This is a genomic window from Paenibacillus sp. J22R232 (assembly GCF_056269165.1).
Map to the genome: position 1 here is coordinate 228,729 of NZ_JBWDNK010000007.1, position 22,835 is coordinate 251,563.

General features: G+C 49.9%; 15 protein-coding genes. 11 read left to right on the plus strand and 4 right to left on the minus strand.

What is annotated here, in order from left to right; genetic code table 11:
• Positions 1-134: 134 nt before the first annotated feature.
• A complete protein-coding gene (locus AC0YN3_RS21160) occupies positions 135-779 on the minus strand; it encodes a GntR family transcriptional regulator (protein WP_475776941.1) in 645 nt (214 codons plus the stop codon).
• A 339-nt stretch (positions 780-1,118) separates the two neighbouring features.
• Here AC0YN3_RS21160 and AC0YN3_RS21165 point away from each other — a divergent pair, with 339 nt between their 5' ends.
• From AC0YN3_RS21165 to AC0YN3_RS21205, 9 genes are all read left to right on the plus strand, one after another.
• Positions 1,119-1,943 (plus strand): transporter substrate-binding domain-containing protein, encoded by an 825-nt coding sequence (locus AC0YN3_RS21165; protein WP_475776942.1) that lies wholly within the window; start codon positions 1,119-1,121, stop codon positions 1,941-1,943.
• Positions 1,944-1,965: 22 nt separating this feature from the next.
• Entirely contained in the window at positions 1,966-2,616 is a 651-nt protein-coding gene (locus AC0YN3_RS21170; RefSeq protein ID WP_475776943.1) for an amino acid ABC transporter permease, read from the plus strand.
• A complete protein-coding gene (locus AC0YN3_RS21175) occupies positions 2,616-3,338 on the plus strand; it encodes an amino acid ABC transporter ATP-binding protein (RefSeq protein WP_475776944.1) in 723 nt (240 codons plus the stop codon). Before AC0YN3_RS21170 ends, AC0YN3_RS21175 begins: the two co-directional genes overlap by 1 nt.
• Before the next feature lie 104 nt (positions 3,339-3,442).
• A complete protein-coding gene (locus AC0YN3_RS21180) occupies positions 3,443-4,654 on the plus strand; it encodes an ornithine--oxo-acid transaminase (protein ID WP_475776945.1) in 1,212 nt (403 codons plus the stop codon).
• A 42-nt stretch (positions 4,655-4,696) separates the two neighbouring features.
• On the plus strand, positions 4,697-5,650 hold the full coding sequence (gene rocF / locus AC0YN3_RS21185) for an arginase (protein ID WP_475776946.1): 954 nt from the start codon (positions 4,697-4,699) through the stop codon (positions 5,648-5,650).
• Positions 5,651-5,678: 28 nt separating this feature from the next.
• On the plus strand, positions 5,679-6,593 hold the full coding sequence (locus AC0YN3_RS21190) for a proline dehydrogenase family protein (protein ID WP_475776947.1): 915 nt from the start codon (positions 5,679-5,681) through the stop codon (positions 6,591-6,593).
• A 13-nt stretch (positions 6,594-6,606) separates the two neighbouring features.
• Positions 6,607-8,172: an L-glutamate gamma-semialdehyde dehydrogenase gene (gene pruA, locus AC0YN3_RS21195; RefSeq protein WP_475776948.1), complete on the plus strand. Its 1,566-nt coding sequence runs from the start codon at positions 6,607-6,609 to the stop codon at positions 8,170-8,172.
• A 325-nt stretch (positions 8,173-8,497) separates the two neighbouring features.
• Positions 8,498-12,931, plus strand: a complete 4,434-nt coding sequence (locus tag AC0YN3_RS21200; RefSeq protein WP_475776949.1) for a M20/M25/M40 family metallo-hydrolase — start codon at positions 8,498-8,500, stop codon at positions 12,929-12,931.
• 104 nt (positions 12,932-13,035) lie between these two features.
• The gene (locus tag AC0YN3_RS21205; protein ID WP_475776950.1) at positions 13,036-14,745 is read left to right on the plus strand and encodes a methyl-accepting chemotaxis protein; all 1,710 of its coding nucleotides are present in this window, start codon (positions 13,036-13,038) and stop codon (positions 14,743-14,745) included.
• A gap of 78 nt (positions 14,746-14,823) precedes the next feature.
• Here the strand turns inward: AC0YN3_RS21205 and AC0YN3_RS21210 are convergent, their stop codons facing one another.
• Positions 14,824-15,816 (minus strand): lipoate--protein ligase, encoded by a 993-nt coding sequence (locus AC0YN3_RS21210; RefSeq protein WP_475776951.1) that lies wholly within the window; start codon positions 15,814-15,816, stop codon positions 14,824-14,826.
• 172 nt (positions 15,817-15,988) lie between these two features.
• On the opposite strand from AC0YN3_RS21210, the gene AC0YN3_RS21215 reads away from it, so the two are divergent.
• A complete protein-coding gene (locus tag AC0YN3_RS21215; protein ID WP_475776952.1) occupies positions 15,989-16,552 on the plus strand; it encodes an NUDIX domain-containing protein in 564 nt (187 codons plus the stop codon).
• A 56-nt stretch (positions 16,553-16,608) separates the two neighbouring features.
• Here the strand turns inward: AC0YN3_RS21215 and AC0YN3_RS21220 are convergent, their stop codons facing one another.
• Positions 16,609-17,919, minus strand: coding sequence for an ArsB/NhaD family transporter (locus AC0YN3_RS21220; protein ID WP_475776993.1), 1,311 nt, complete (start codon positions 17,917-17,919; stop codon positions 16,609-16,611).
• A gap of 370 nt (positions 17,920-18,289) precedes the next feature.
• Positions 18,290-21,634: a DEAD/DEAH box helicase gene (locus AC0YN3_RS21225; RefSeq protein WP_475776953.1), complete on the minus strand. Its 3,345-nt coding sequence runs from the start codon at positions 21,632-21,634 to the stop codon at positions 18,290-18,292.
• Between the two features lie 198 nt (positions 21,635-21,832).
• On the opposite strand from AC0YN3_RS21225, the gene AC0YN3_RS21230 reads away from it, so the two are divergent.
• Entirely contained in the window at positions 21,833-22,810 is a 978-nt protein-coding gene (locus tag AC0YN3_RS21230; RefSeq protein ID WP_475776954.1) for an aldo/keto reductase, read from the plus strand.
• The last annotated feature ends 25 nt before the right edge of the window (positions 22,811-22,835 follow it).

Consider the following 22,835-nt stretch of genomic DNA (forward strand, 5'->3'; position numbering starts at 1 on the left):
GGAATAGTATCCCGTTATACGCATAAAAGAACCTTCAGCTCGCGATTAAGCGGAGTTGAAGGTTTTTTGCAATCTCCTATTACGTGCAAAGCGAGAGCCGCAAGCTTCGAGAACGGACTTTGCGACTGCGTATGTTATAGCATTTCTGTATCAATGATGCGCCAATGATGCTTCAGCGTGCATTCCAGGGCCTCTTTGTCCTTAGAACGGAACAGCTCTAAGATTTTGCGATGCTCCGCGTTTACTTCCTTGAGAACGTCAGCAAGCTTCTGCTTGTCTTCACTTGCGTAAGACTGGCGAATGAAGCTGTTTTTCAAAGAGTTTAGCGTTTCGATTAGCACGGGATTATCGCATTTCTTTATGTAAATGTCATGGAAGTTGTATTGGTCCATATAATAGTCTAAGAAATGCTGGCGGCTGATATCCAGGTCGATCTTATCAACGATGCTCTCCATCGCACTCATATCCGAATCACTCAGCTGCTCGATGCACAACGTAGCTGCAAGCGCATCCAATACGCCGATAATACGAGAAAAATCCAGTTTTTTCTTGGGATCAAAGGCTTTGACGGTAAAACCCCGTCTTGGCAAATAATCCAGAAGATTGTCGGAGGATAGCTGGAACAAAGCCTCGCGCGTTGGCGTACGGCTAATATCCAGCTTTTTGCAAATCTCCGCCTCATTTACTTTTTGATTGGGGAGCAGCGTGCCGTCTTGTATTTTTTGTGCAATATATTCGTAAACATGGTCCTTTAAGGACTGATATTTTGGCGCTTGCATGCGGAGACCTCTTTTCTACCTTTAACGGGTAAAGGTGATTGCATTTGTTATTTATGTGGCGATGTCGCAATTAAATAGTTATGTAAAGTCCGGCATCCGTTGTTTTTACTATTTTAACACCTGATCATAACGTTATACAAGCAAATGTACGTTACTATACATGTGAGATAATATAACCCTGAAGTGCTTCGAATAGCATGTTCATAAAAAAACATTGTACATAGCAAATACCGATGTTATAATTACTGACATCACTTATGTATATTGTATACAGATTTAACTCCGGTGCTGATCGGGGGATATCAAACTAAACGAGATAAAGAAATGGGAGAGATGGAAATGAAGAAAAAGTTATCGCTGCTACTTATTACGGTTATGGTTGTCCTGACGGCATGTGGTCAAAACAAAGACGCAAACTCACCATCGGCAACGGCTAATAATGCGGCAAGCGAACCGCCGGCCGCGGAGAAGACGACTCTTATTCTAGGCACAAGCGCAGATTATGCCCCGTTTGAATTCCACAAAACGATAGACGGCAAGGATACGATAGTTGGCTTTGATATTGAAATCGCAAAAGAAATCGCGAAAGATATGAATGCAGAACTGGAAATTCAGGATATGGATTTTGACGGCTTGCTGCTAGCGTTGGATACAGGCAAGGTTGATATGGTTATTTCCGGTTTGACGCCAACCGAAGAGCGCAAGAAAAACGTCGATTTTTCTGAAATCTATTATTTAACGGATCAAGGCGTACTGGTGAACAAAGATGTCGCAGAGCAGTTTAAAACATTGGATGATCTGAAAGGCAAAAAAATCGGTATTCAAAAAGGTTCCATTCAAGAGGGAATCGCTCAAGAAATCGCGGATGCCAAGCTAACGGCACTCGGCAAGATTCCGGAGCTGGTGATGGAGCTTAAGAGCGGCCGGGTAGATGCAATCATCCTGGAGAAACCGGTCGCGGACCAATACGCGGTTGCCCAAACAGACATCGTGGTTTCTGAAGTGAAAATCGAGCAGCCTGAAGAAGAAGCTGGCGTATCGATCGCGGTGAAGAAGGGTGAGCAAGAGCTGCTTAACAAAATCGATGAGACTATCGCCCGTTTGAAGTCAAGCGGTGCCATTGACCAGTTTGTCGTTGAAGCTAATGAGCTGGTTGGAGAATAAAGAACGGACGGAGTAGTTGGATATGGATTTAGACTTTAGCTTTGTGGCTGAATATTGGCCTACATTTTTGAGGGGAGCTTGGGTCACGCTGGAGTTGTCATTCTTCGGCGTGGCGCTAGGCACGTTGCTTGGCGTATTGTTTGCCTTGATGCGAATCTCACGGTGGTGGCCGGTCAAGTTCCTTGCTTCAGCTTATATTGAGGTCATACGCGGGACTCCGATGCTCGTGCAAATTTTTATTATCCATTATGGTTTGACGGGGTTTGGCATTAATCTGCCGCCTTTTATTTCGGGCGTTGTCGCTCTGACCATCAACAGCTCGGCCTACATGGCCGAAGTATTTCGCGCAGGGATTGAAGCAATTGACAAAGGGCAGACAGAGGCTGCTCGGTCCTTGGGCCTCAGCCGGGGAATGACGCTGCGACATATTGTTTTGCCACAGGCCTTCCGCAACATGCTTCCTGCCATCGGGAATGAATTCATTATTATTATTAAGGATTCCTCGCTTATTTCGGTTATCGGAATAGCGGAGTTGATGTATAACGCCCGCACGGTTCAGAGCATCACCTTCTCGCCGATGGAACCGCTGCTGGTCGCCTGCGCATTATATTTTGCAATGACGTTTACGTTATCCAGGCTGCTTGCCGTATTGGAGAGGAAGTTGAGAAGCTAATGATTGTCGTTAACGGGCTGCGTAAATCCTACGGTAAACTTGAAATATTAAAGGGAATAGATACGGAGATCCGCAAAGGGGAGGTCGTCGTCGTCATTGGTCCCAGCGGCTCGGGCAAGAGCACGTTCCTTCGCTGCTTGAATCGCTTGGAGCAGCCGACTTCCGGAGAAATTCGGCTTAATAATAGCTTGATCACAAATAAGCAATCCGAGCTTAATCAAATTCGCCAGGAAATGGGCATGGTGTTCCAGCATTTCAATTTATTTCCGCATATGAGCGTTCTAGAGAATCTGACGCTTGCTCCGCGAAAGCTGAAGAAGCTGTCCAAAGAAAAGGCGAATGCTAGGGCGATGGAGCTCCTGCGTGTCGTCGGGCTGGAGGATAAACATGATTCGTACCCGGATCGGCTGTCCGGCGGGCAGAAGCAGAGGGTAGCCATTGCAAGGGCGCTTGCGATGGAACCAAGCGTGATGCTTTTTGATGAACCGACATCGGCGCTGGACCCAGAGATGGTCGGGGAAGTGCTTGAAGTCATGAAGCGGCTTGCGCAGAACGGAATGACGATGGTCATTGTTACGCATGAGATGGGCTTTGCGCGCGAGGTTGGCGATCGGCTGCTGTTCATGGACGGAGGCTGCATCGTCGAAGAAGGAATACCGCTGCATGTCTTTCAGAATCCGCAGCATTCGCGTACGAAGGACTTTTTGGCCAAGGTGTTGTAGGCGTAGATATGGAAATAACATTCCTGGTGGGTAAGAACCAATCCAGGTTTTTTTACACCAATATTTGAATATTGTATACAGATTTCATGGGAGTGAGCCTTCAAATGACAACTTTAAAAACGACTTCGTCCGTTATGGAGCAGTCGGACCGATACGGTGCCCATAATTATCATCCGCTTCCTATTGTCATTTCTGAGGCAGAGGGCGTTTGGGTGAAGGATCCGGAAGGGAATCGGTATATGGATATGCTCAGTGCCTATAGCGCACTGAACCACGGGCATAGGCATCCGAAAATCATAGCCGCGCTTAAGCAGCAAGCGGATAAAGTGACCTTAACCTCGCGCGCCTTCCATAATGATGCCTTGGCGCAATTTTATGAAAAGCTCGTCGCGTACACGGGCAAAACAAAAATACTGGCAATGAATACCGGAGCCGAGGCGGTTGAGACGGCTGTGAAAGCCGTTCGCCGCTGGGCTTACCGGCAAAAGGGCGTACCTCAGGATCAAGCGGAAATTATTGTATGCGCCGGCAATTTCCATGGGAGGACGATAACGGTCACTTCGTTCTCATCCTCTGAAGAATACAAGAAGGATTTTGGTCCGTTTACGCCTGGTTTCAAGCTTGTGCCCTATGGCGATCTCGCGTCGCTTGAACGAGCGATTACGCCGAATACGGCAGCCTTTCTGATTGAGCCTATTCAAGGTGAGGCGGGCATCATCATACCTCCCGAGGGTTATCTTGCAGATGCCTATGAGCTGTGCAAGCGAAACAATGTGCTGTTTGTTGCGGATGAAATTCAGACGGGCTTTGGACGCACCGGCAAACGATTCGCATGCGACTGGGAATCGGTGGTGCCAGATGTTTATATCATGGGCAAGGCATTAGGCGGAGGGGTTATGCCGATCTCGGCCATCGCTGCCCATGAGGACATATTGGGCGTATTCGAACCAGGCTCACACGGTTCGACGTTTGGCGGGAATCCGTTAGCATGCGCGGTTTCGGTCGCGGCGCTTGAGGTGATGGAGGAAGAAGCGCTAGCGGAACGCTCTAATGAGCTAGGGCAATATTTTACCAATAAGCTTGACGCAATTCGCCACCCTGCCATCAAAGAGGTCCGCGGCAAAGGGTTGTTTATCGGGCTGGAGCTGCATACAGAGGCAAGGCCGTACTGCGAGAAGCTTATGGCGGAAGGGCTGCTTTGCAAGGAGACGCATGAAACGACGATTCGTTTCGCCCCGCCGCTAACGGTTACGAAGGAAGAAATCGATTGGGCGCTGGAGCGAATAGGCAATGTGTTCCAAGCGAACGCGCAATAGGATGATTGTAGGCAAAGACAGCGCAGAGAAAGGATGTTCAACATGGCAGCTCCATTAAAGAGGATGGTTAACGTGGCAGAGGGAGAGGATTCTATGGTCAACAAAAAAGTAAGACTCATCAGCGTGCCTTTCTGGATGGGCGGAAGCCGCGCGGGAACGGAGCTTGGGCCCGAAAGCATTATTCAATCGGGGCTGGCCCGCCAAATCAGAAGCATGGGCTTCGATTTGGTTGGCAATAGCGAGGTCAACTGTCCCAGACATGGCGTGCTTGATCCTAAACAGCCGAAAACGAAATATTTCCCGGAGGTTAAGGAAATGAGCGGTTTGGTAGGCGAGCAAGTATACCGGGCCGTCATGGCCGATTCCTTCCCGCTTATTCTCGGAGGCGACCACAGCGTTGCGATAGGCTCGTTGGCAGGATTGACCGGCCATTACGACAATTTAGGCGTGATTTGGTTTGACGCGCATGGGGATTTGAACACGGAGGATACAACGCCATCAGGCAACATGCACGGCATGCCTCTTGCCATTGCGATGGGGCTCTCCAAGTTCAAATTAAGCGACATTCCTGGGGCGGGTCCGCTTATTAAGAAAGAGAATGTCGTAATTATCGGTGCCCGTGACCTCGATCCTTACGAGAAGGAGTTTATTCGGAACGAAGGGATAGCTTGCTTCTCCATGCATGACATCGATCGTTTGGGCATGAAGGCAGTGATGGAGAAAGCGATTGAAATCGTAAGCAAAGGCACCGATGGCGTACATGTAAGCTTCGATATGGACTGTCTCGATCCGACGGAAGCAGCTGGCGTCGGAACGCCTGTTCCAGGAGGAATAAGCTACCGTGAAGCGCATCTTGCGCTGGAGCTGTTAGCTGAAACAGGCCGAGTGACCTCGATGGATATCGTAGAGGTGAATCCGCTGCTCGATGTGGGGATGCGCACCTCGCGGCTTGCCGTGGAAATGGCGACCTCTCTGCTTGGGAAACGAATCATATAGGGCAAGTGACGGAGGGTAAAGGCATACGATGGAAAAGTTAATGAGAAGCTTCTTTCTGACGTTGGGAAAAAGCAGGAGGGTTGGGGGCCTTGCCCGCAAGTACGGACTTAGGCTAGGCGCAAGCCGGTTCGTGGCAGGCGTTGAAATCAACAGCTCGATTGAAGCGGTAAAGAAGCTTAACAAACAGGGCAAGATGGCAACGCTTGATCACTTGGGTGAATTTATAAGCGGCAAGCAGGAAGCTGAGCATTCAGCCGATATGTGCATGCGTACGCTTGAATCCATTGCGGCTTCGGGGGTGAATGCCAACCTGTCGTTAAAGCTTACCAGCTTGGGGCTGGATCTTGGCAGCGAGCTGTGCGAGAGTCAAATGCGGCGCATTTTGGAGCTTGCGGAACAGACGGACAATTTCGTACGCATCGATATGGAGGACTATTCGCATTGCCAGCTTGCCTTGGATCTCTATCGAAAGCTGCGAGCGTCGAGTGAACGCGTGGGGATCGTGATTCAAGCCTATTTGTATCGATCGGAGCAGGACGTGCAAGAGCTGGGCTTATCGAATGCGAACTTAAGGCTAGTAAAAGGCGCATACAAGGAGCCGAAGGAGGTTGCTTTTCCGCTAAAAACGGATGTCGACCAATCCTATATGCGCCTAATCGAGCAGCATTTGCTTAGCGGAAGCTACACGGCGATTGCGACGCATGACAGGGAAGTTATTCAACAGGCAAAAATGTTCATTCGTGACCAAGGAATACCGACGAGCCAGTTTGAATTTCAAATGCTTTATGGCATTTGCGAGGAGCTTCAGGATGAGCTCGTGCGGGAAGGCTACCGCGTAAGGATATACGTTCCTTATGGGGAGGATTGGTTTGGCTATTTCATGCGAAGGCTCGCTGAGCGGCCGGACAATGTATGGTTTGTTTTGAAAAATATGTGGAAATAGAGGGGATTATACGATGAAAGAACGAATGGAAACACCTTTTGCCAACGAGCCGATGACCAACTTTGCCTCGGAGGACAATCATGCCGCATTTGTAGACGCTCTTGCTTTAGTCAGGGCAGAGCTAGGCAAGGAATATCCGCTTCACATAGCGGGGCTTGCCGTACATACCTCGGATCAGCTTATATCGATCAATCCAGCCAAAACGGATGAAATCGTGGGAAAAGTATCGAAAGCAAGTCGTGAGCTGGCAGAACAGGCGATGAATGCTGCGCTTACGGCGTTTGAAAGCTGGAAAAACACTTCGGTTTGGGAGCGGGCTTCCTGCTTGATGAAGGCTGCGGCACTCATGCGCGAACGCAAGCATTATTTCTCCGCGTGGCTCGTGATTGAGTCGGGCAAAAACTGGGCGGAAGCGGATGCCGACACGGCCGAAGCCATTGATTTCATGGATTATTACGCTCGCGAGATGGTGAAGCTTGCCGAGACCAATGAGCATAAGCCGCTCGTCAAGCTGCCTGGCGAGGACAACCGTTTGAGCTACATCCCGTTAGGCGTAGGCATTGTGATTCCGCCGTGGAACTTCCCGCTCGCCATCTGCGCCGGCATGGCGACGGCTTCTATCGTTGCGGGCAATACGATTATTCTTAAGCCAGCTTCAACGACGCCTATTATCGCTTACAAATTCTATGAGCTAATGGTAGAGTCGGGAATGCCGGCTGACGTTATGCAATACTTGCCCGGCAGCGGCGCGGAGATCGGGGATTATTTGACCAGCCATCCCAAAACGAGATTCGTAAGCTTCACGGGCTCGAAGGAAATAGGTCTTCGCATTAATAGGCTTGCAGCCGAACAGGCTCCCGGACAGATCTGGATGAAGCGCGTTGTCGCGGAGATGGGCGGCAAAGACGGCATCGTCGTGGACGAAACAGCGAATATCGATGCAGCCGCAGATGCGATTGTAGCCTCGGCATTCGGTTTCCAAGGCCAGAAATGCTCGGCAGGTTCGAGGGCGATTGTGGTAGCCGATGTATATGACGAATTGCTTGAGAAGGTAAAAGAGAGAACAAGCAGGCTGATGATGGGATCGCCGGAAGATAATGCAGCGGTTGGTCCGGTTATTGATCAAAGCTCTTTTGATAAAATTATGAAGGCCATTGAAATCGGAAAGAGCGAGGCGCGGCTATTGATAGGCGGCAATAAGGGACTGGAGGGCGGTTATTTTATTGAACCTACCGTATTTGCCGATGCTGGTCCGGATGATTACCTGATGCAGGAAGAGATTTTCGGCCCGGTGCTGGCGATTGCGAAAGCGGAAAGCTGGCAGGAGGCTATCTCTATGTATAACCATACGGAATTTGGGTTAACTGGAGCCTACTTCTCCTCAGACGAGGAGCGTATACAAACGGCTCTACAAGACATGCATTGCGGAAACCTTTATATTAATCGCAAATGCACGGGAGCGCTCGTTGGCGTACATCCTTTCGGAGGGTTCAATATGTCAGGTACGGATTCAAAAGCAGGCGGGCATGATTATATGCTGCTATTCACGCAAGCTAAGTTAACATCAAGGAGAGTGTGATAGAGCGTCTATTTATGTATCTCAAAAATTGATGTTAGTTTATATAACATAAATATTTCGAATGCGAGAGAAAATAGTAGAATTTTCAAAAACTCATTGTCCATATGAGATATAGATGTTATACTATCTCACGTAAAGAAGTATATTGTGTTAAGTATATTGTATACAAATTTTGACGCTTTAATCCTATAGATAACATCGCAGATGCAGTCAAAATTGATCATGGCTAAGCGGAAATGGAGTGATGAGTATAGAGTTGTCTAGTTGCTGTTTGACTTCTCTCTGCCAGATCGTCTGAATTGCTAGATAAAAAAGGAGGAAGACCATGTCTAAGAAATTTGTCTCGCAAAAGCTTCTCGCACTCTTGCTATCCTTAATGCTAGTTTTCTCTATCGTAGCGCCCGGTGCAGCCTTCGCGTTGGAGGATGGCGGCACGACTCCGATCGTAGAGGATACTGCGCCACCTGCGGCGGTAGAAGAGCCTCTGGAAACCGAATCTCCAGCGGTAGCTGCTTTAGCCGAACCGGATAGTACGGTTGGCATAAGCGCTTATGGGTATCTCGATTATTTGGCTAATACAATCGGAACGCGCGTTGCTGGCTCAGCCAAAGAGGTTGAAGCCGGAAACTACGTGAAAGCGGAGTTCGAAAAGCTTGGCCTTGGTGTTACTGTACAGCCGTTCAGCTATGTACGTTCAGGCAATACGGTAAATTCGAACAATATCGTAGCTACTAAAGTAGGTACATCTCCGAAAGTACTAATCGTCGGAGCACATTACGATTCCGTTAGCGCAGGTAAAGGGGCAGACGATAATGCCTCTGGCGTAGCTGTAATGCTTGAGTCCGCTAAAGCGGTAGCGCAGTTGAATACGCCTTACACCGTTAAATTCATTGCATTTGGCGCTGAAGAAACAGGTACGAGAGGTTCTCAATACTACGTTTCCCAGATGAGTGCAGAGGATAAGAAAAATACGGTTGCCATGATTAACCTAGATAGCTTAGCTGTCGGTGACTTCATGTACATCTATGGAAGCAAAGGCTCGAAAGGTTTTGTCCGCGAGCTAGGCTTGGACATCGCAGAGCGCCTTGAATTGGATCTGATTACGAATCCAGGTTTGAATCCTCAGTATCCAGCGGGTACAACAGGCGACTGGAGCGATCACGCTGCATTTTCAAGAGCAGGCATTCCGATTGCATACTTGGAAGCGACCAACTGGAATCTGGGCGACATGGATGGTTATACCCAGACTGTACAAGATGGGGAAATATGGCATACGGCAAAAGACACGCTTGCATTCATTCAAACCAATTATCCGGGACGGCTTGAGCAGCATTTAACAACTTTTACGAAAGTGCTGACAGGCATCATCCTTGAAGTCGAGGAGCTTGCTCCGGAGAAGCTTCAACTAAGCACGGATAAAGCATCGATTACTGAAAAAAGAACAATCGACGTTCAATTCGAGCTTCCGGCAGGCGTAACTCTTGCGAATCTGCAATGGTCTTATGGCGGGAAAGCTTTGACGGAGTGGAAGAAGTGGGGAACAAACGCGTATACAGGCGATCCGTTCATCTACTTGGAGGAGCCGGCCGTTCTCGACGGCACAACGGTTAAAGCCAAAATAACATTTGATTTGATTTACAATACAGTGAACTTGTCAGGTTCTGCACGCTCTAGATATCCGGCTATGATGGGTACGCGCGACTTTGCGGTACTTGACCAGAATGGCCGAACGATCGCAACCGCACCAATTAAGCTTAACGCGTATGACAGCTACCATACTTATGATGAAATCAAACCTGCCATTGATGAAATTACAGAAGAAATCAAGGAAGAGACTGGCCGGTATGTAGAGACGCAAGTTCTTGGCAAATCGGTTCAAGGACGCGATATCTATTTTACTATTCTGGCAAAAGACAAAGCGTCGGTAGATAAATATTTGAATGAAACGATGCCTGCCATGATGAACGATCCGAAGGGTCTGCAGGACAGAATCAAGAATGGATCCTTTAAGGATTATAAAGTGCCTGTATGGCTCAACAACATTCATCCGGATGAAGCGCCGGGCGTTGATGTTATTCTCAACTTCTTTAGGGAAATGGGCTTGAAAGATACGATTGAATACAACACGAATGAGGACAGCGCTAACCCTACGCCAGTTACGCTAAACGTAAATGATGCGCTTGAAAATGCGATTTTCTTGTTGAATTTCACGGAGAATCCGGATGGCCGCTACTTGAATACACGCGCCAATGCCAATTCTTTTGACTTGAACCGTGACAATTCGTATCAAACGCAGCCAGAAACTCAAATCGTAACGAAAGAAATTGCAAAATGGTCACCGCTATCCTTCTTGGATATGCATGGTTTCGTAGGCAGCTTCCTTATTGAGCCTTGTACGCCTCCGCATGATCCGAATTTCGAGTACGATCTATTAATCGGCAGCATGCTCGAGCAAGCGAACGCAATGGGGAAAGCGGGCATTGCGAATACCAAATATTCTAGCTATGAAATTCCTTACGAGTCTCACCAAAACGACAGCGGTCCGAATAAATCAGGCTGGGATGATGCTTCACCTGCTTACACGGCCGTCTATGCGATGCACCACGGTGCGCTTGGACATACACTGGAAATTCCAGAATTGAATGAGGATTCAACAACGGCACTTTTCTATGCGAGCGTAGCAGCAACCAAGTATGTTACGGACAACAAAGAAAAACTGTTCTTGAATCAGCTGGAAGTATACAAACGGGGAGTAGATAACATTGACAGCCGTTCAGTCGATCAGTATTTGACTAACGCAGCCGACCAAGTTATCGGCAGGCCGCGCGGCGAGGAAATTAATTTCTTCCCTGACTACTATGTGCTTCCAGTAGCTAGCGGTTTGCAAAAAAACCGTCTTGCAACTTATGAAATGGTACAATATTTGCTCAGCAACGGAGTGAAGGTTGAGCAGACAACGAGAGAAGTAACTATCGGCTCCAATAAGTATCCCGTTGGCAGCTATGTCGTTAATATGAAGCAGGCGAAGAGAGGTTACGCCAATCTGGTCCTGTATGATGGATTTGATGTATCGGATTTCTCGGAAATGTATGCAGAAATCGTTCAAAGCTTTGCCGACATGAGAGGCTTTGATAAGTATGTAATTCGTCAAGCGGGCGCATTCAGCGGCAAAACATCTTCGGTCACAAGCGTAGCCATTCCGGCGACGACTGTACCAGGTGACTCCGCTCATTATGTCATTCGCAATACGAACAACGACGCAATCAAAGCGGTAAACGAATTGCTATCCGCGAACAAGTCGGTTACGATGCTGAGTCATGGCGCCGAGGGCTATGAGCTTGGGGATTTCCTCGTCTCAAAATCGAATCTGCTGCTTGTATCTCAAAAATATTTGCTTGATGTCGTTCCTTTTGATAAAGAAGAAAGCAGAGAAGGAAAGCTGCTGAAGCTTGCCAGCGTTTCTGCGAGCGGCGTTCCGGCATTTGTTCTTAAGGATCTAGGTTTCCCGATTGCCGCAGATATGGCGGCGAGCGACGTTCTAATTAATACAACAGGCGCTGCCAGCACAAATCTAATCGGTACGGGTAAACCGTATGTTGGATTTGGTAGAGCCGCCATGAACACAATGAAGGGTTCTGCGCTACTGCCCGGCTTTAACTTCGCAACGACTGGCAGCTCGCATGAAGGTCTATTCAAGACGGTACTGGATCAAGGCAATGTCATTACGGCAGCCTATGATAAAAAAGAATTCATGTATACAGCTACAGGCTCATACATGACGGCAATTCCGGGCAATGCCAAAGTGCTTGCAACGGCAAGTACGGATGCTGACTTCTTTAAAGCAGGCTGGTGGCCTAACCATGATCAAGCCAAAGGAAAAACAATTGGTTTCACCTACAATGAAGGCAGCATTAATGTAACGTTATTCGCTAACGATTTGCTTAATAGAGCACATCCGAAGAAGCAGTTCAGAATCGTAGCAAACGCAATATTCGCGGCTGCTCCTGCTGCTTCGCCGGACCAAGTGGATGACGGACCAGTCGTAACGCCGACACCGACTGACGGTCCGGTCGTAACACCTTCTCCAACGGACGGACCAGTCGTAACACCGTCCCCGACTGCAAACCCTGGCACAGGCGGACCTGGACCGGTCGCAACGCCATCGCCGACCCCGACACCAACGCCGACTCCGGTCGTAGTTCCTGTATTTAAGGATCTAGGCAAGGTTGAGGCATGGGCAGGCGAGGCGATTGAAGAGTTGGCTGGCAAAGGCATCATTTCCGGCCTAAGCAGCACAACGTTCGCACCGCTGAAAGAAGTAACGCGGGCTGAATTTTTAACGATGCTCGTTCGTGCTTTCCAATTGGCGGATGAGACGGCATCTGTAACCTTTAGCGATGTGAATGCCTCGGACTGGTATTATGCCTCTGTAGCGGCTGCTGTCAAAGCAGGACTTGCGCAAGGAGTAGGGGAAGGCAAGTTTGACCCTAACAGGCCGATTACTCGCGAGGAAATGGCCATTATGGCTGCGAATGCTTTGAAAATAGTGAATAAGGATGCGACGGTTAACGATATTGACGGCGCGTTGGACAAATTCGCTGATAAAGGCCTTATGGCCTTGTACGCCAAAGAAGCAATCGCGCTTCTGACGCAGCAAGGCGTAATCAACGGCATGACAGATGGCACATACGCTCCTAAAGGTATTGCCAACCGCGCGCAAGCAGCCGTTATTATTAGCAAGCTGTTGAAACAAAATTAATCCATAGCCATTTTAAATAAAGGGACTGCCGGCGGCAGTTCCTTTATTTAAACCTATTTCTCCGCATCCATAATGTCCCGGCAGGGAATCGAAGGAGAACAGCGATGATTAAATTAAACGTGTGGAGCAAATGGAGGTTTACGATAGCCAAAAAGATTTATGGCGGTTTTTTAGTTGCGATTGTGTTCATCCTGCTCTTGTTAAGCTTTATCTTTTATAATCTGAAAAGCTTGAACGCTTCTTATACGGAGCTCATTGACCGTAATGTGGCCGTGCTCGTTCATATGGAAGCGATTCAGCTTAACGCGGTACAGCTTAACAGCAGCTTTAGCAGCTATTTGTTGAATCGAAACAAGGATGCGCTGGCGGAAGTAGACGTCTCCAGCGCGGATATTGTCAGCCGGGCGGGAGCTGCGCTCGGATTGCTTCAGAACGAGGAGGATATCGAAAAGCTGAACGCTCTTCTGGGCTGGAATGCGCAGTATATGGAGCGAATCAAGGAATTTAGCGGCGTTGAAACGGCGAAATCGAGTTCTTTTGCCAATACCCGCATATTCCCGCTCGCTAAGCTAATTCGCACGAATGCAGCAATGCTGGCATCCAAGCAAGAAACCCTTATGGCCTCGGAGGTTGCGGCTAACGACAAGGAGGTTAAGCGAACGAATACCTCGATGCTTGTTGGCAGCATGATTCTGATTGCCGCAACGATGCTGCTCGGCACCTTGCTGTCGAGAAATATTTCGAATCCGATCAAACGTTTGTCGAGCATGGCAGCAGCCGTTGCTGGCGGTGATTTGCGCAGCACCCCCCTTCACATTCGGAATAAGGACGAGATTGGTTCATTAGCGAGCTCATTCACGGGAATGAGAGCGGGATTGCAAGCGATGATCGAGAAAGTGAACGCAGCCGCCTATCAGTTAGCGACAAGCTCGGAAGAGCTTCGGGAAGGCGCAAGGCAAACTTCATCGGCGACCCAGTATATCGTAGAGTCCATTCAGCAGGTTGCCTCCTCGGCAGAACAACAGCAGCAAGGAACAACGGCTATTTCTCGGTCAATGGATGATATCGTGAATGCGATCGGTATGATCACAGCCTCTGTTGGCATCATATCGGAAACGTCTGAGCAAGCCATTCAAATTGTAGACGGAGGCTACTCCTATATGGAGCATACTAGCCGTGATATGGGGAGCATTGACCAGATTGTCGATGATACGTCGTTATTCATGAATGAGCTGAGAGAGAGCGTGCAGCAGATCGAGAAGATCGTAACGCTTATATCTACGATAGCCGGGCAGACGAATCTGCTTGCGTTGAACGCAACTATTGAAGCTGCTAGAGCGGGAGATCACGGTCAAGGCTTTGCGGTTGTCGCCCAAGAGGTGAGGCAGTTGGCCGTTCAGTCGGCGGATGCATCGAAACGGGTAACGAAGGCGCTTGGAACTGTACGCAATCATACGCTTCGTGCCGTGACGATGATGGACAAGGGCAAAGGCGAAGTGAAAAAAGGTATGCGCTCAGTAGCGGAGACGAGCAGGCAGTTCCAGCTGATACGCAGCTCGGTAGAGGAAGTAGCGAATCAAATGCAAGGGATTTCCATTTCATCCGAGCAAATATCGGCGGGCTCGAAGCAGATAGCGAACTCTACGACATCGAGTGCGAAGCAGGCGCATGAAGCCTCGGCATTGACGCAAAGCGTATCGGCCGCAACGGAAGAGCAGCTTGCTTACATGGAAGAAATGACTGCGTCGGCGATTGCCTTGCATGCCGTTGCAAGCGATTTGCAGGGCCATGTCTCTAAGTTCAGAATGGAATAGCAGGAAATCATGGATTCTGTCAGATCGAAACGCAGCAACCCCCGAGCCAAGCGGCTCGGGGGTTGTTTGACGTCATGATTAAATGAGCAAGTCGAGCCAGTCCTCTTCCGTTACCTTGCCGAAGTAGAAGGGGAGATCCAGTCTTTCGGTAAGCTGTTTCAAAGCGGCAATCTCGTACCTCGTACCGACCAGCTTGGCGGCAGCCTCAGAGCTGTCGCCGCGCCCGAAGAAATCACCGTAGATGGCAGCGCCAACGATCACTCCCTCTTCAACCTGAAGCCGGACATCGAAAGTACCGGCGCCTTCGATCCGTTTCTTCTGCTGGGCGTTAAATGCGGGAGAGCGGCCGTAATTCCATTCCCAGCTGCGATAGCGCTCATCCGCAAGCTTGCTTACCTTTTCCCAATCGTCGTCCGTGAGCTCATAGAATGGGATGTCTTCCGATTGCTCGAAAATGGATTGCAGGAGCTTTTGCCGGAATTGCTCAATCGTAAGCGGCTCATGCAGAAATTCCGCAATATTGGCAACGCGGCTGCGGATCGATTTGGTTGATTTGGAAACGTACTTCTCAGCGTTGACCTTGAGCGCGGATACGACATTCTCGATCTCAGAATCAAAAAGCAGCGTACCATGGCTGAACATTTTCCCTTTGGTAGAAAACTGCGCATTTCCGGAAATTTTCCGTTCGCCGACCTGCAGGTCGTTGCGGCCTGTCATAGCGGCATCGACGCCGAGCTCTTGAAGCGCCTTGACGACTGGCTCGGTGAACTTCTTGAAGTTATGGAAGGACTTGCCGTCATCCTTCATGATGAAGCTGAAATTCAAGTTGCCTAAATCATGATAAACGGCGCCGCCCCCGGAGAGTCTGCGGACGACGTGCAGCTTGTTTGCCTCTACGTATTCCGCGTTGATTTCTTCAACGGTGTTTTGGTTTTTGCCAATGATAATGGACGGCTCATTGATGTAGAAAAGAAGGTAATCGTCATTGTCTGGCAGGGAACGCAAAATGTATTCTTCCAGTGCCAAGTTCATGGCAGGATCGGTTATGCCGCTGTTGCTTACGAAACGCATAGGTATCTTCCTCCAATGTGAAAGCTCTTAAAGGCATTATACCTGCTTGCGGAGCTGATATTCAAACGGGAGGGGGAATCCGCTGCTCTTCGATAAGCAATGCGATGGCATACTATGCAGCAGCCCAAATAATTCGTATAATCTGATGAGACAAAAGCTGGAGCTAGAGGTGATGCAGATGGATGCTAAGTTTTGCATGGCATGCGGCCATGAGCTGGAAACGAGAGACGTGGACGGAACGATGAGAAGGGCGTGTACAAGCTGCAGCTTTGTCCATTGGGGCAATTACAGCATTGGCGTTGGCGCGCTTGTGGTCAAGGATGGAAAAATTTTGCTCGTTCGCAGGGCACAGGAGCCTGGCAAAGGAAAATGGACCAACCCCGGCGGCTATATTGAGCAGATGGAAGCGATACAGGATACGATACAAAGAGAGGTACTCGAAGAATGCGGCGTGCACGCGATTGTCAAAAACGTCGTGGCACTGCGTGATCAGCCAAGAAGCATCCATAATCTATACGTGGCATTCGAAATGGAATATGTGAGCGGAGAGCCTGTGCCTGACCAAGTAGAGGTAGATGCGGCAGGGTTTTTCTCCTTGCAGGAGCTGGAGTCTATGGATGTAGCCAGCTTTACGCAGTGGCTCGTAGACGTTGCCTTTCATGGTCGCTCGGAGGGGCTTAAGATGGATCATGCTCCTGTCGTTCCTCTGGCAGGCTATGGATTGTTTCGGGTTTAGCATCGGATCGGTTATAAGGGGAGACCTTTCAAACGAAAGGTCTCTTTGTTTTTTAACTAGAAAACCCAATATACCCAATAAGACAAGGCAATCAGCGTGAATACGACGGTAATGGGGATGACGAATGCCGTTATTTTTATATATTGGCCCCAACTAATTGGAACTCCGCCTCTGCGTACGATATGCATCCACATTAAGGTTGCCAGTGTGCCGATCGGCAGTAGAAGCGAGCCCATATCGCTGCCGATTACGCTAGCCAAATAGGATATTTTCAACGTCAACGGGTCTAGACCCATGTTCATCAAGGTGATCGTTCCGACCATTAGGGCAGGATGATTGTTGAACAGATTGGAGAGTACGCTGAGCAGCCCTCCCATCAGGACGCTGGCATGCATCGGACCACCGGAAACGAGGGGCTGCATGAAATGGATGAGCCAATCCGTTAAGCCGATATTGCGCAAGCCGTAAATGATGACATACATCCCGAAAGCAAATACAAGGATATACCAAGGTGTTTTTCTAAGCATGTCTGCCGGTGAGATTTTCAAATAGACCCAGCGCCAGCCGAGCAGTAGGGACGATCCGATTACGGCGGTCGCCGCGACCGAGAAATGGAAATAGGATGCGATGAATAGGCTTATCCGAACGCAGAATACGAAGATGAGAATATTGCGCATAAAGCGATTGCGGTTATCGGGGGTAGGCGTATGCTGGAGCGGATGGCTGCCCGGCAAGAGGCTCCATCTGGCCACAGGCGGGAGCTTTCTTGGGAGCACGCGGTAGAAGGCGGCAAATAAAAGGAGCGTTAGCAGGACCAGTCCGAGCGAGGCGGGCACAAACATCATGGCCGTGTGCATGTAGAGATCCATGTGGACGATCTTTAAGGCGATTAAATTCACGATATTGCTGACGCCGATCGGTGCGCTGGAAGCCGTGGCAATTAATGCGCCGGATAGCAGGTAAGGGATTTTTTGCTTGTTTTTTAGTCCCATGTTTTGCAGCAGAAGGAGCAGGATCGGCGTGGTAATGAGGATGCTTCCGTCATTGTTGACGAAAAGCGTCATTAGAAAACAGAACAGGTTGGTCAGCCAAAATAACCGAATGCCGGAGCCGCGGGCTTTCTTGGTGAGCAGCTCTGCTGCCCAATAGAAGAATCCGAAGCTCTCCAAAACGATGGCCATGACGATGGTGGCGATAATGGTGACGGCGGCGCCCCCAATCGTTTCCGTAATTTCCCCGAGGTCATGGAGCGATACGCTGCCGCTTAGGAGAACGATTGCCGCGCCGATCGTGGCTGGAATGGCTTCATTGACCTGAGGGCGCCAAAAGAGGAAGCTGAGCGTGAATAAAAATGCGCAGATGGTCATTACGATTGATAAATCATGCATGTTTTAACCTCTTTTCAAGGATAGAGCTTTTTTATATGCAAGCAGCAGCACTCCTTCTCTTAAATTAGCTTAAGGCTTCTGGATGATAGGCAAGCCTTAAAATACCTCGCATCTCCTTTCTCTCATGATTTAATAGATCTATGTAATGAAAGTATACGTACGAGATAGAGCATACGTACTGGTCAATATCCCTATCTCTATTAAAATCTGCTAGTATCAATTGAAGACAAATACCCTCTAGTGACAAGTAACGACAATGGATAAATGCCTGCAAAAAAGCCTCCGAACGGCATGCGTCCGGAGGCTTTCCGTCTTTTCATATAGGGGCGCGTGATGCGGTCCAGCACGATTATTGAATCATTAGGATTTCGCGAATTTCTTGCTCGCTTAACGAGGAAATGGCCTCCTGGCCAGGCTGAATGACCTCGTCGATCAAATGCTTCTTTTTTTGCTGCAGCTCGTACATCTTGTCCTCGACCGTACCCTGCGCGACGAGCCGGATGACCTGCACGACGTTTTTTTGGCCTATCCGGTGTGCGCGGTCTGCGGCTTGCTGCTCAACTGCCGGATTCCACCAAAGATCATAAAGGATAACCGTGTCTGCCCCGGTGAGATTGAGTCCCGTCCCCCCAGCCTTCAAGGAAAGCAGGAAGAGGTCCCGTTCGCCGCTGTTGAACCGATTGCAGAGCTCGACACGCTCAGAAGCCTTCGTCTGCCCGTCCAAGTAAAAGTAACTTACGCCTCTGTAGCCAAGCTCGCGGCTGATTAGCCCAAGCATCTCGGTAAACTGGGAGAAGATGAGCAGCCGTTTGCCAGCGCTTTGGCATTCCTCGATTATATCGAGCAGCTGCTCGAATTTGGCTGAGCTTCCTTCATAGCCATCAACGAACAAGGCAGGGTGGCAGCAGAGCTGGCGCAGCCTCGTAATGCCTGCCAATATCCGTATCCGGTTTTTCTGAAAGCCTTCCTCGTTCAGATGCTTTACGGTTTCCTGCTGCAGCTTGGCTAGGAAGCCGACATACAGCTGCTTCTGCTCCGGAAGCAGCTCCGATCCCTGTATGGACTCGATTTTGTCCGGGAGCTCCTGCAGCACGTCGCTCTTCAGCCTGCGAAGCAGGAAGGGGCGCACGCGCCTCGCCACGCTCTCGCGAGTAAGCTCGTTGAACGCCTGCCTGCTCGGAAACAGCTCGGGAAATACGGCGCCAAAAATAGACCATAGCTCCTCGAGCGAATTTTCGATAGGCGTCCCCGTCAAAGCAAATCGGTACCCGGCGTCGATGGATTTTACTGCCCCGGCGGTTTGAGTCGTATGGTTTTTGAAATACTGCGCCTCGTCCATGATCAGCGTATGAAAGCTCTGTTTCATATATTGGGCGAGATCCCGCCTAAGCAACGGATAAGAGGTGATGATGACATCCGCCTCCATGCTTCCGCTTAGTACGCCGCTGCGCTGCGTTTTGGTTCCGTCCGCGATGACAGCCCGAAGCTCGGGCGCGAATTTCTTGAGCTCATTCAGCCAGTTGTAGACGAGCGATGCGGGAGAAATAATTAAAGCGGGCTGCTCCCGCTTGCGGATCTCCGGCAGCACGGAAACGAGGAAGGCGATTGCCTGAACCGTTTTGCCAAGGCCCATATCGTCAGCAAGAATGCCGCCGAACCGGTAATGGGCAAGGGTCTTCATCCACTGGAAGCCGAACTTCTGGTAATCGCGAAGCACGGGCATGAGGCTGCTCGGAACCGTGAAATCAAGATTATCCGGATTTCGCATATTTTCGAGGAGCTGGCGGAACGCTTTGCCGAGCTTGATCGCTTTGCCATTCTCATGCGAATCGATAAGATGCAGGCCGCGAACGGCAGGAACGCGGAATTCAGCGCCTACAATATCGCCTTTGCTTAATCCGACGTCATTCAAGAAACGGATAATCTCTTGGAATTCGGCGCCTTCAAGAGGCAGCAATGCTCCATCCGGCAGCCGGTGGTATTTGCGTTTGACCTCAAGGGATTTCAGCAAATTCCGGATTTCGGAATCGGGAATGCCGTCCATATTGAATTTGAATTCGAGCCAGTCGGTACGCTCATCCACATTAACCGTTACTTTAGGCGGCGCATGCTTGGTCACGATCCGTACCTTGACGGCGGAGGTGGCATAGACGGCGAGAAGCTTCTCGAGCTGCGGCACGATATGGTAAAGAAACTCGTATTCAGAGTCCTCGTCCTCCATGAAATAGCCGGCTTCAGTCTTGGCAAACGGAACGAGCTCCATCAGCTCCAGTATCTGCCGCTCCTGATCTCCGTTTCGCATGAGTATGCGATCGGTACCGCGTTTTTTATCGCTGCCCTCCAGCGGATTAATGACAATGTCGCCGTATTGGAATTCCAGTCCTGCGACGAGCCGGTCCCTGATTCGGTCCAAATACAGCTTCGCCTTCAGCTGCGTTTGCAGCACCCGGTCCGAGATGGCTTCCGCGATCTGGACGCTGCCGAGCTTCATCAATCCGGGAATGACCTTCTCCATAAAGGGCTCCATTTGCTCAGGGGCAATAGCAATGATAGGCCTACGCGTGTTATCGACAAGCTGCTTTAGCTCGGCAAGCCGCTTGGCTGAATCTGCCGGGAGCTGGAGCAGCTTGCCGCCTGAGATAATAAGCCCGTATTCCTCCATCATGGTGATCTTATCGAGCCCAAGAATGTGCAGCTGATAACCGTCGCTAGTCGCTTGGTCGAATGAGAAATGAAGCGGGACCCCCTCATCGCTGAACGAGATACCGCTATGCGTATGGTTTCCAGCTTGCAAGAGAACAGTAGGAGCCTCTTGCAGCAAAGGAAGCAGGCTGCTCCAGCTTAATGGAGGAACCAGAAGCATCCTCTCGCCGCCGGAAGGAGCCTCTGCTTGGTAGAACCGATTGGAAGATTGACGGAAAATCATCTCATGGCGATAGATTTGGTAAAGCTGCCTTAAGATAGCGTCATTCTCCCTCTCAAAGCGGTGCATGGCCGGATCGTACGTGAAATGCTTGGAGAATATGAAAGGCTCCCGCCGATCGACCTTTTCTAGGAATTCGCGTATTCGCTGCACGATATACAATCGTTTCGGGCCGATCTTCAGCTCGATGCCGAACATGAATTTCCGATAGCCGTAGGGGTGGAGCTTGATCGTGAGCTCGACCTCAAGGAGTGCCCGCGCGTCCAGTATCGAACGGTTGGTGCTTGAGCGCTGCACCCGGCTGTCGAATAGGCCTAATAGGCTGCTGGCTAATCGGGTGTCCGCCGTCTGCACTCCAGCATGCTTCGCGTAACGCGGCTCGATATGCGGTAACGGGCTATCCTCTGCCCCGTCGTCATCGTCGTATGGCCGGTCCTCGGGGTGAAGGAGAGAAGGATATACCTTTGTTGGCCGATCTTCCAGCTCCTGAAGCTCATGAATTTGAAGAAGCGCTGCGGCTATATGCTTGCAATATTTGTCGTAGGTGCTGAAGGCGAGGCAGGTGCAAACGGCGTCGACATCCTTGGCGCGGTCAATTTCAATCGTAACGTCGTAACGCTTTTTTCCCTGCACGATGGCCGAATAGCTGCCAGATAACGGATCAGAGTCCGTAATCGTAACCTTGCCGTCTTGGAAATAGGCTTCTCCTCGTTCGTAAAAGGCTTCGCCGCATAGTAATTTAATGATCCGCAGGGACAATTGTGCGTGCATAATGCCATTCCTTTCGGTAAACGGAAACGTGTGTTCCGATTCATCTATTGCTCTTATCATAGCAGAATTTATGCACGGGGTCACAATCCAAAAGGCGGAAGCCGAAGCTGCTTCTGAAGGAGGTACTGAAATGAAAGGCAAACAAAGCTATAATAAAGAAATTAGTTCACATTTGAAACAGTAAAGGAGTTGAACGTCTTGAAATACGGCCGTCTTGGCAATAGCGGGCTTAAAGTATCCGCTCTCGGATTAGGGACGAACGCTTTCGGCAAGCGCGCAGACCGTGATGCCTCAGAGCAAATCATTCATTGCGCAATCGAAAACGGCATTAATTTCATAGATACGGCAAATATTTATGCAGGCTCTGAATCAGAGAAGATAATCGGGAATGCGCTTCAGGGACGAAGACATGAGGTGGTGCTTGCGACCAAGGCGGGTTTGGTTCGGGGAGCGGGAGCGAATGAGAGGGGCTCGTCCCGCTATCACTTGATGGCCGAGCTGGAAGGCAGCCTGAAGCGTCTGAAAACCGATTATGTGGATCTTTATCAGATCCATACCTTCGATCCGGAAACACCGCTTGAGGAGACGCTGCGAACGCTGGAGGATATGGTTCGCGCAGGCAAGGTAAGGTATATTGGCGCTTCGAATTATATGGCGTGGGAGCTGATGAAGGCGCTTGGCATTAGCGACCGGCTTGGTCTGAATCGGTTTGCAGCCACGCAGGCGAGCTACTCCTTGGCTGATCGCACGCCGGAGCAGGAGCTCATTCCTATGTGTTTGGATCAAGGCGTCAGTATCATTCCTTATTTCCCGCTGGCAGGCGGCATTCTGTCAGGCAAATACAGCGCCGCGGATATGGTGCCGCAGGGTTCGCGGGCAGAGACGGATCCAAACTTCCAAAGGTTCATAAGCGATAGAGCGATGGAATTAAGCGTGAACGTAGCGACGCTTGCTTCGCAAATGGATGCAACGCCGAGCAGCCTTTCCCTATCATGGCTTATGCATCAACCCGTCGTTTCCTCCGTTATCGTTGGTGCGACGAAGGTTGAGCAGCTCAAAGCGAACTTAGCGAGCGTCAGCTTGGAGCTGTCCTCCGAGATGCTGGGAGAGCTGGATGCCGTAAGCCGCTCCTTCCGCCATGGCGAGCCGTTCGCGATTTATAGGCTGCCAGTATAAACGGCTATAGCCATTTGGAGTTGGA

Coding starts and splice junctions, on each gene's coding strand:
- AC0YN3_RS21160 (WP_475776941.1), bottom strand. CDS start 779: ATGCAAGCGCCAAAATATCAGTCCTTAAAGGACCATGTTTACGAATAT.
- AC0YN3_RS21165 (WP_475776942.1), top strand. CDS start 1,119: ATGAAGAAAAAGTTATCGCTGCTACTTATTACGGTTATGGTTGTCCTG.
- AC0YN3_RS21170 (WP_475776943.1), top strand. CDS start 1,966: ATGGATTTAGACTTTAGCTTTGTGGCTGAATATTGGCCTACATTTTTG.
- AC0YN3_RS21175 (WP_475776944.1), top strand. CDS start 2,616: ATGATTGTCGTTAACGGGCTGCGTAAATCCTACGGTAAACTTGAAATA.
- AC0YN3_RS21180 (WP_475776945.1), top strand. CDS start 3,443: ATGACAACTTTAAAAACGACTTCGTCCGTTATGGAGCAGTCGGACCGA.
- rocF (WP_475776946.1), top strand. CDS start 4,697: ATGGCAGCTCCATTAAAGAGGATGGTTAACGTGGCAGAGGGAGAGGAT.
- AC0YN3_RS21190 (WP_475776947.1), top strand. CDS start 5,679: ATGGAAAAGTTAATGAGAAGCTTCTTTCTGACGTTGGGAAAAAGCAGG.
- pruA (WP_475776948.1), top strand. CDS start 6,607: ATGAAAGAACGAATGGAAACACCTTTTGCCAACGAGCCGATGACCAAC.
- AC0YN3_RS21200 (WP_475776949.1), top strand. CDS start 8,498: ATGTCTAAGAAATTTGTCTCGCAAAAGCTTCTCGCACTCTTGCTATCC.
- AC0YN3_RS21205 (WP_475776950.1), top strand. CDS start 13,036: ATGATTAAATTAAACGTGTGGAGCAAATGGAGGTTTACGATAGCCAAA.
- AC0YN3_RS21210 (WP_475776951.1), bottom strand. CDS start 15,816: ATGCGTTTCGTAAGCAACAGCGGCATAACCGATCCTGCCATGAACTTG.
- AC0YN3_RS21215 (WP_475776952.1), top strand. CDS start 15,989: ATGCAGATGGATGCTAAGTTTTGCATGGCATGCGGCCATGAGCTGGAA.
- AC0YN3_RS21220 (WP_475776993.1), bottom strand. CDS start 17,919: ATGACCATCTGCGCATTTTTATTCACGCTCAGCTTCCTCTTTTGGCGC.
- AC0YN3_RS21225 (WP_475776953.1), bottom strand. CDS start 21,634: ATGCACGCACAATTGTCCCTGCGGATCATTAAATTACTATGCGGCGAA.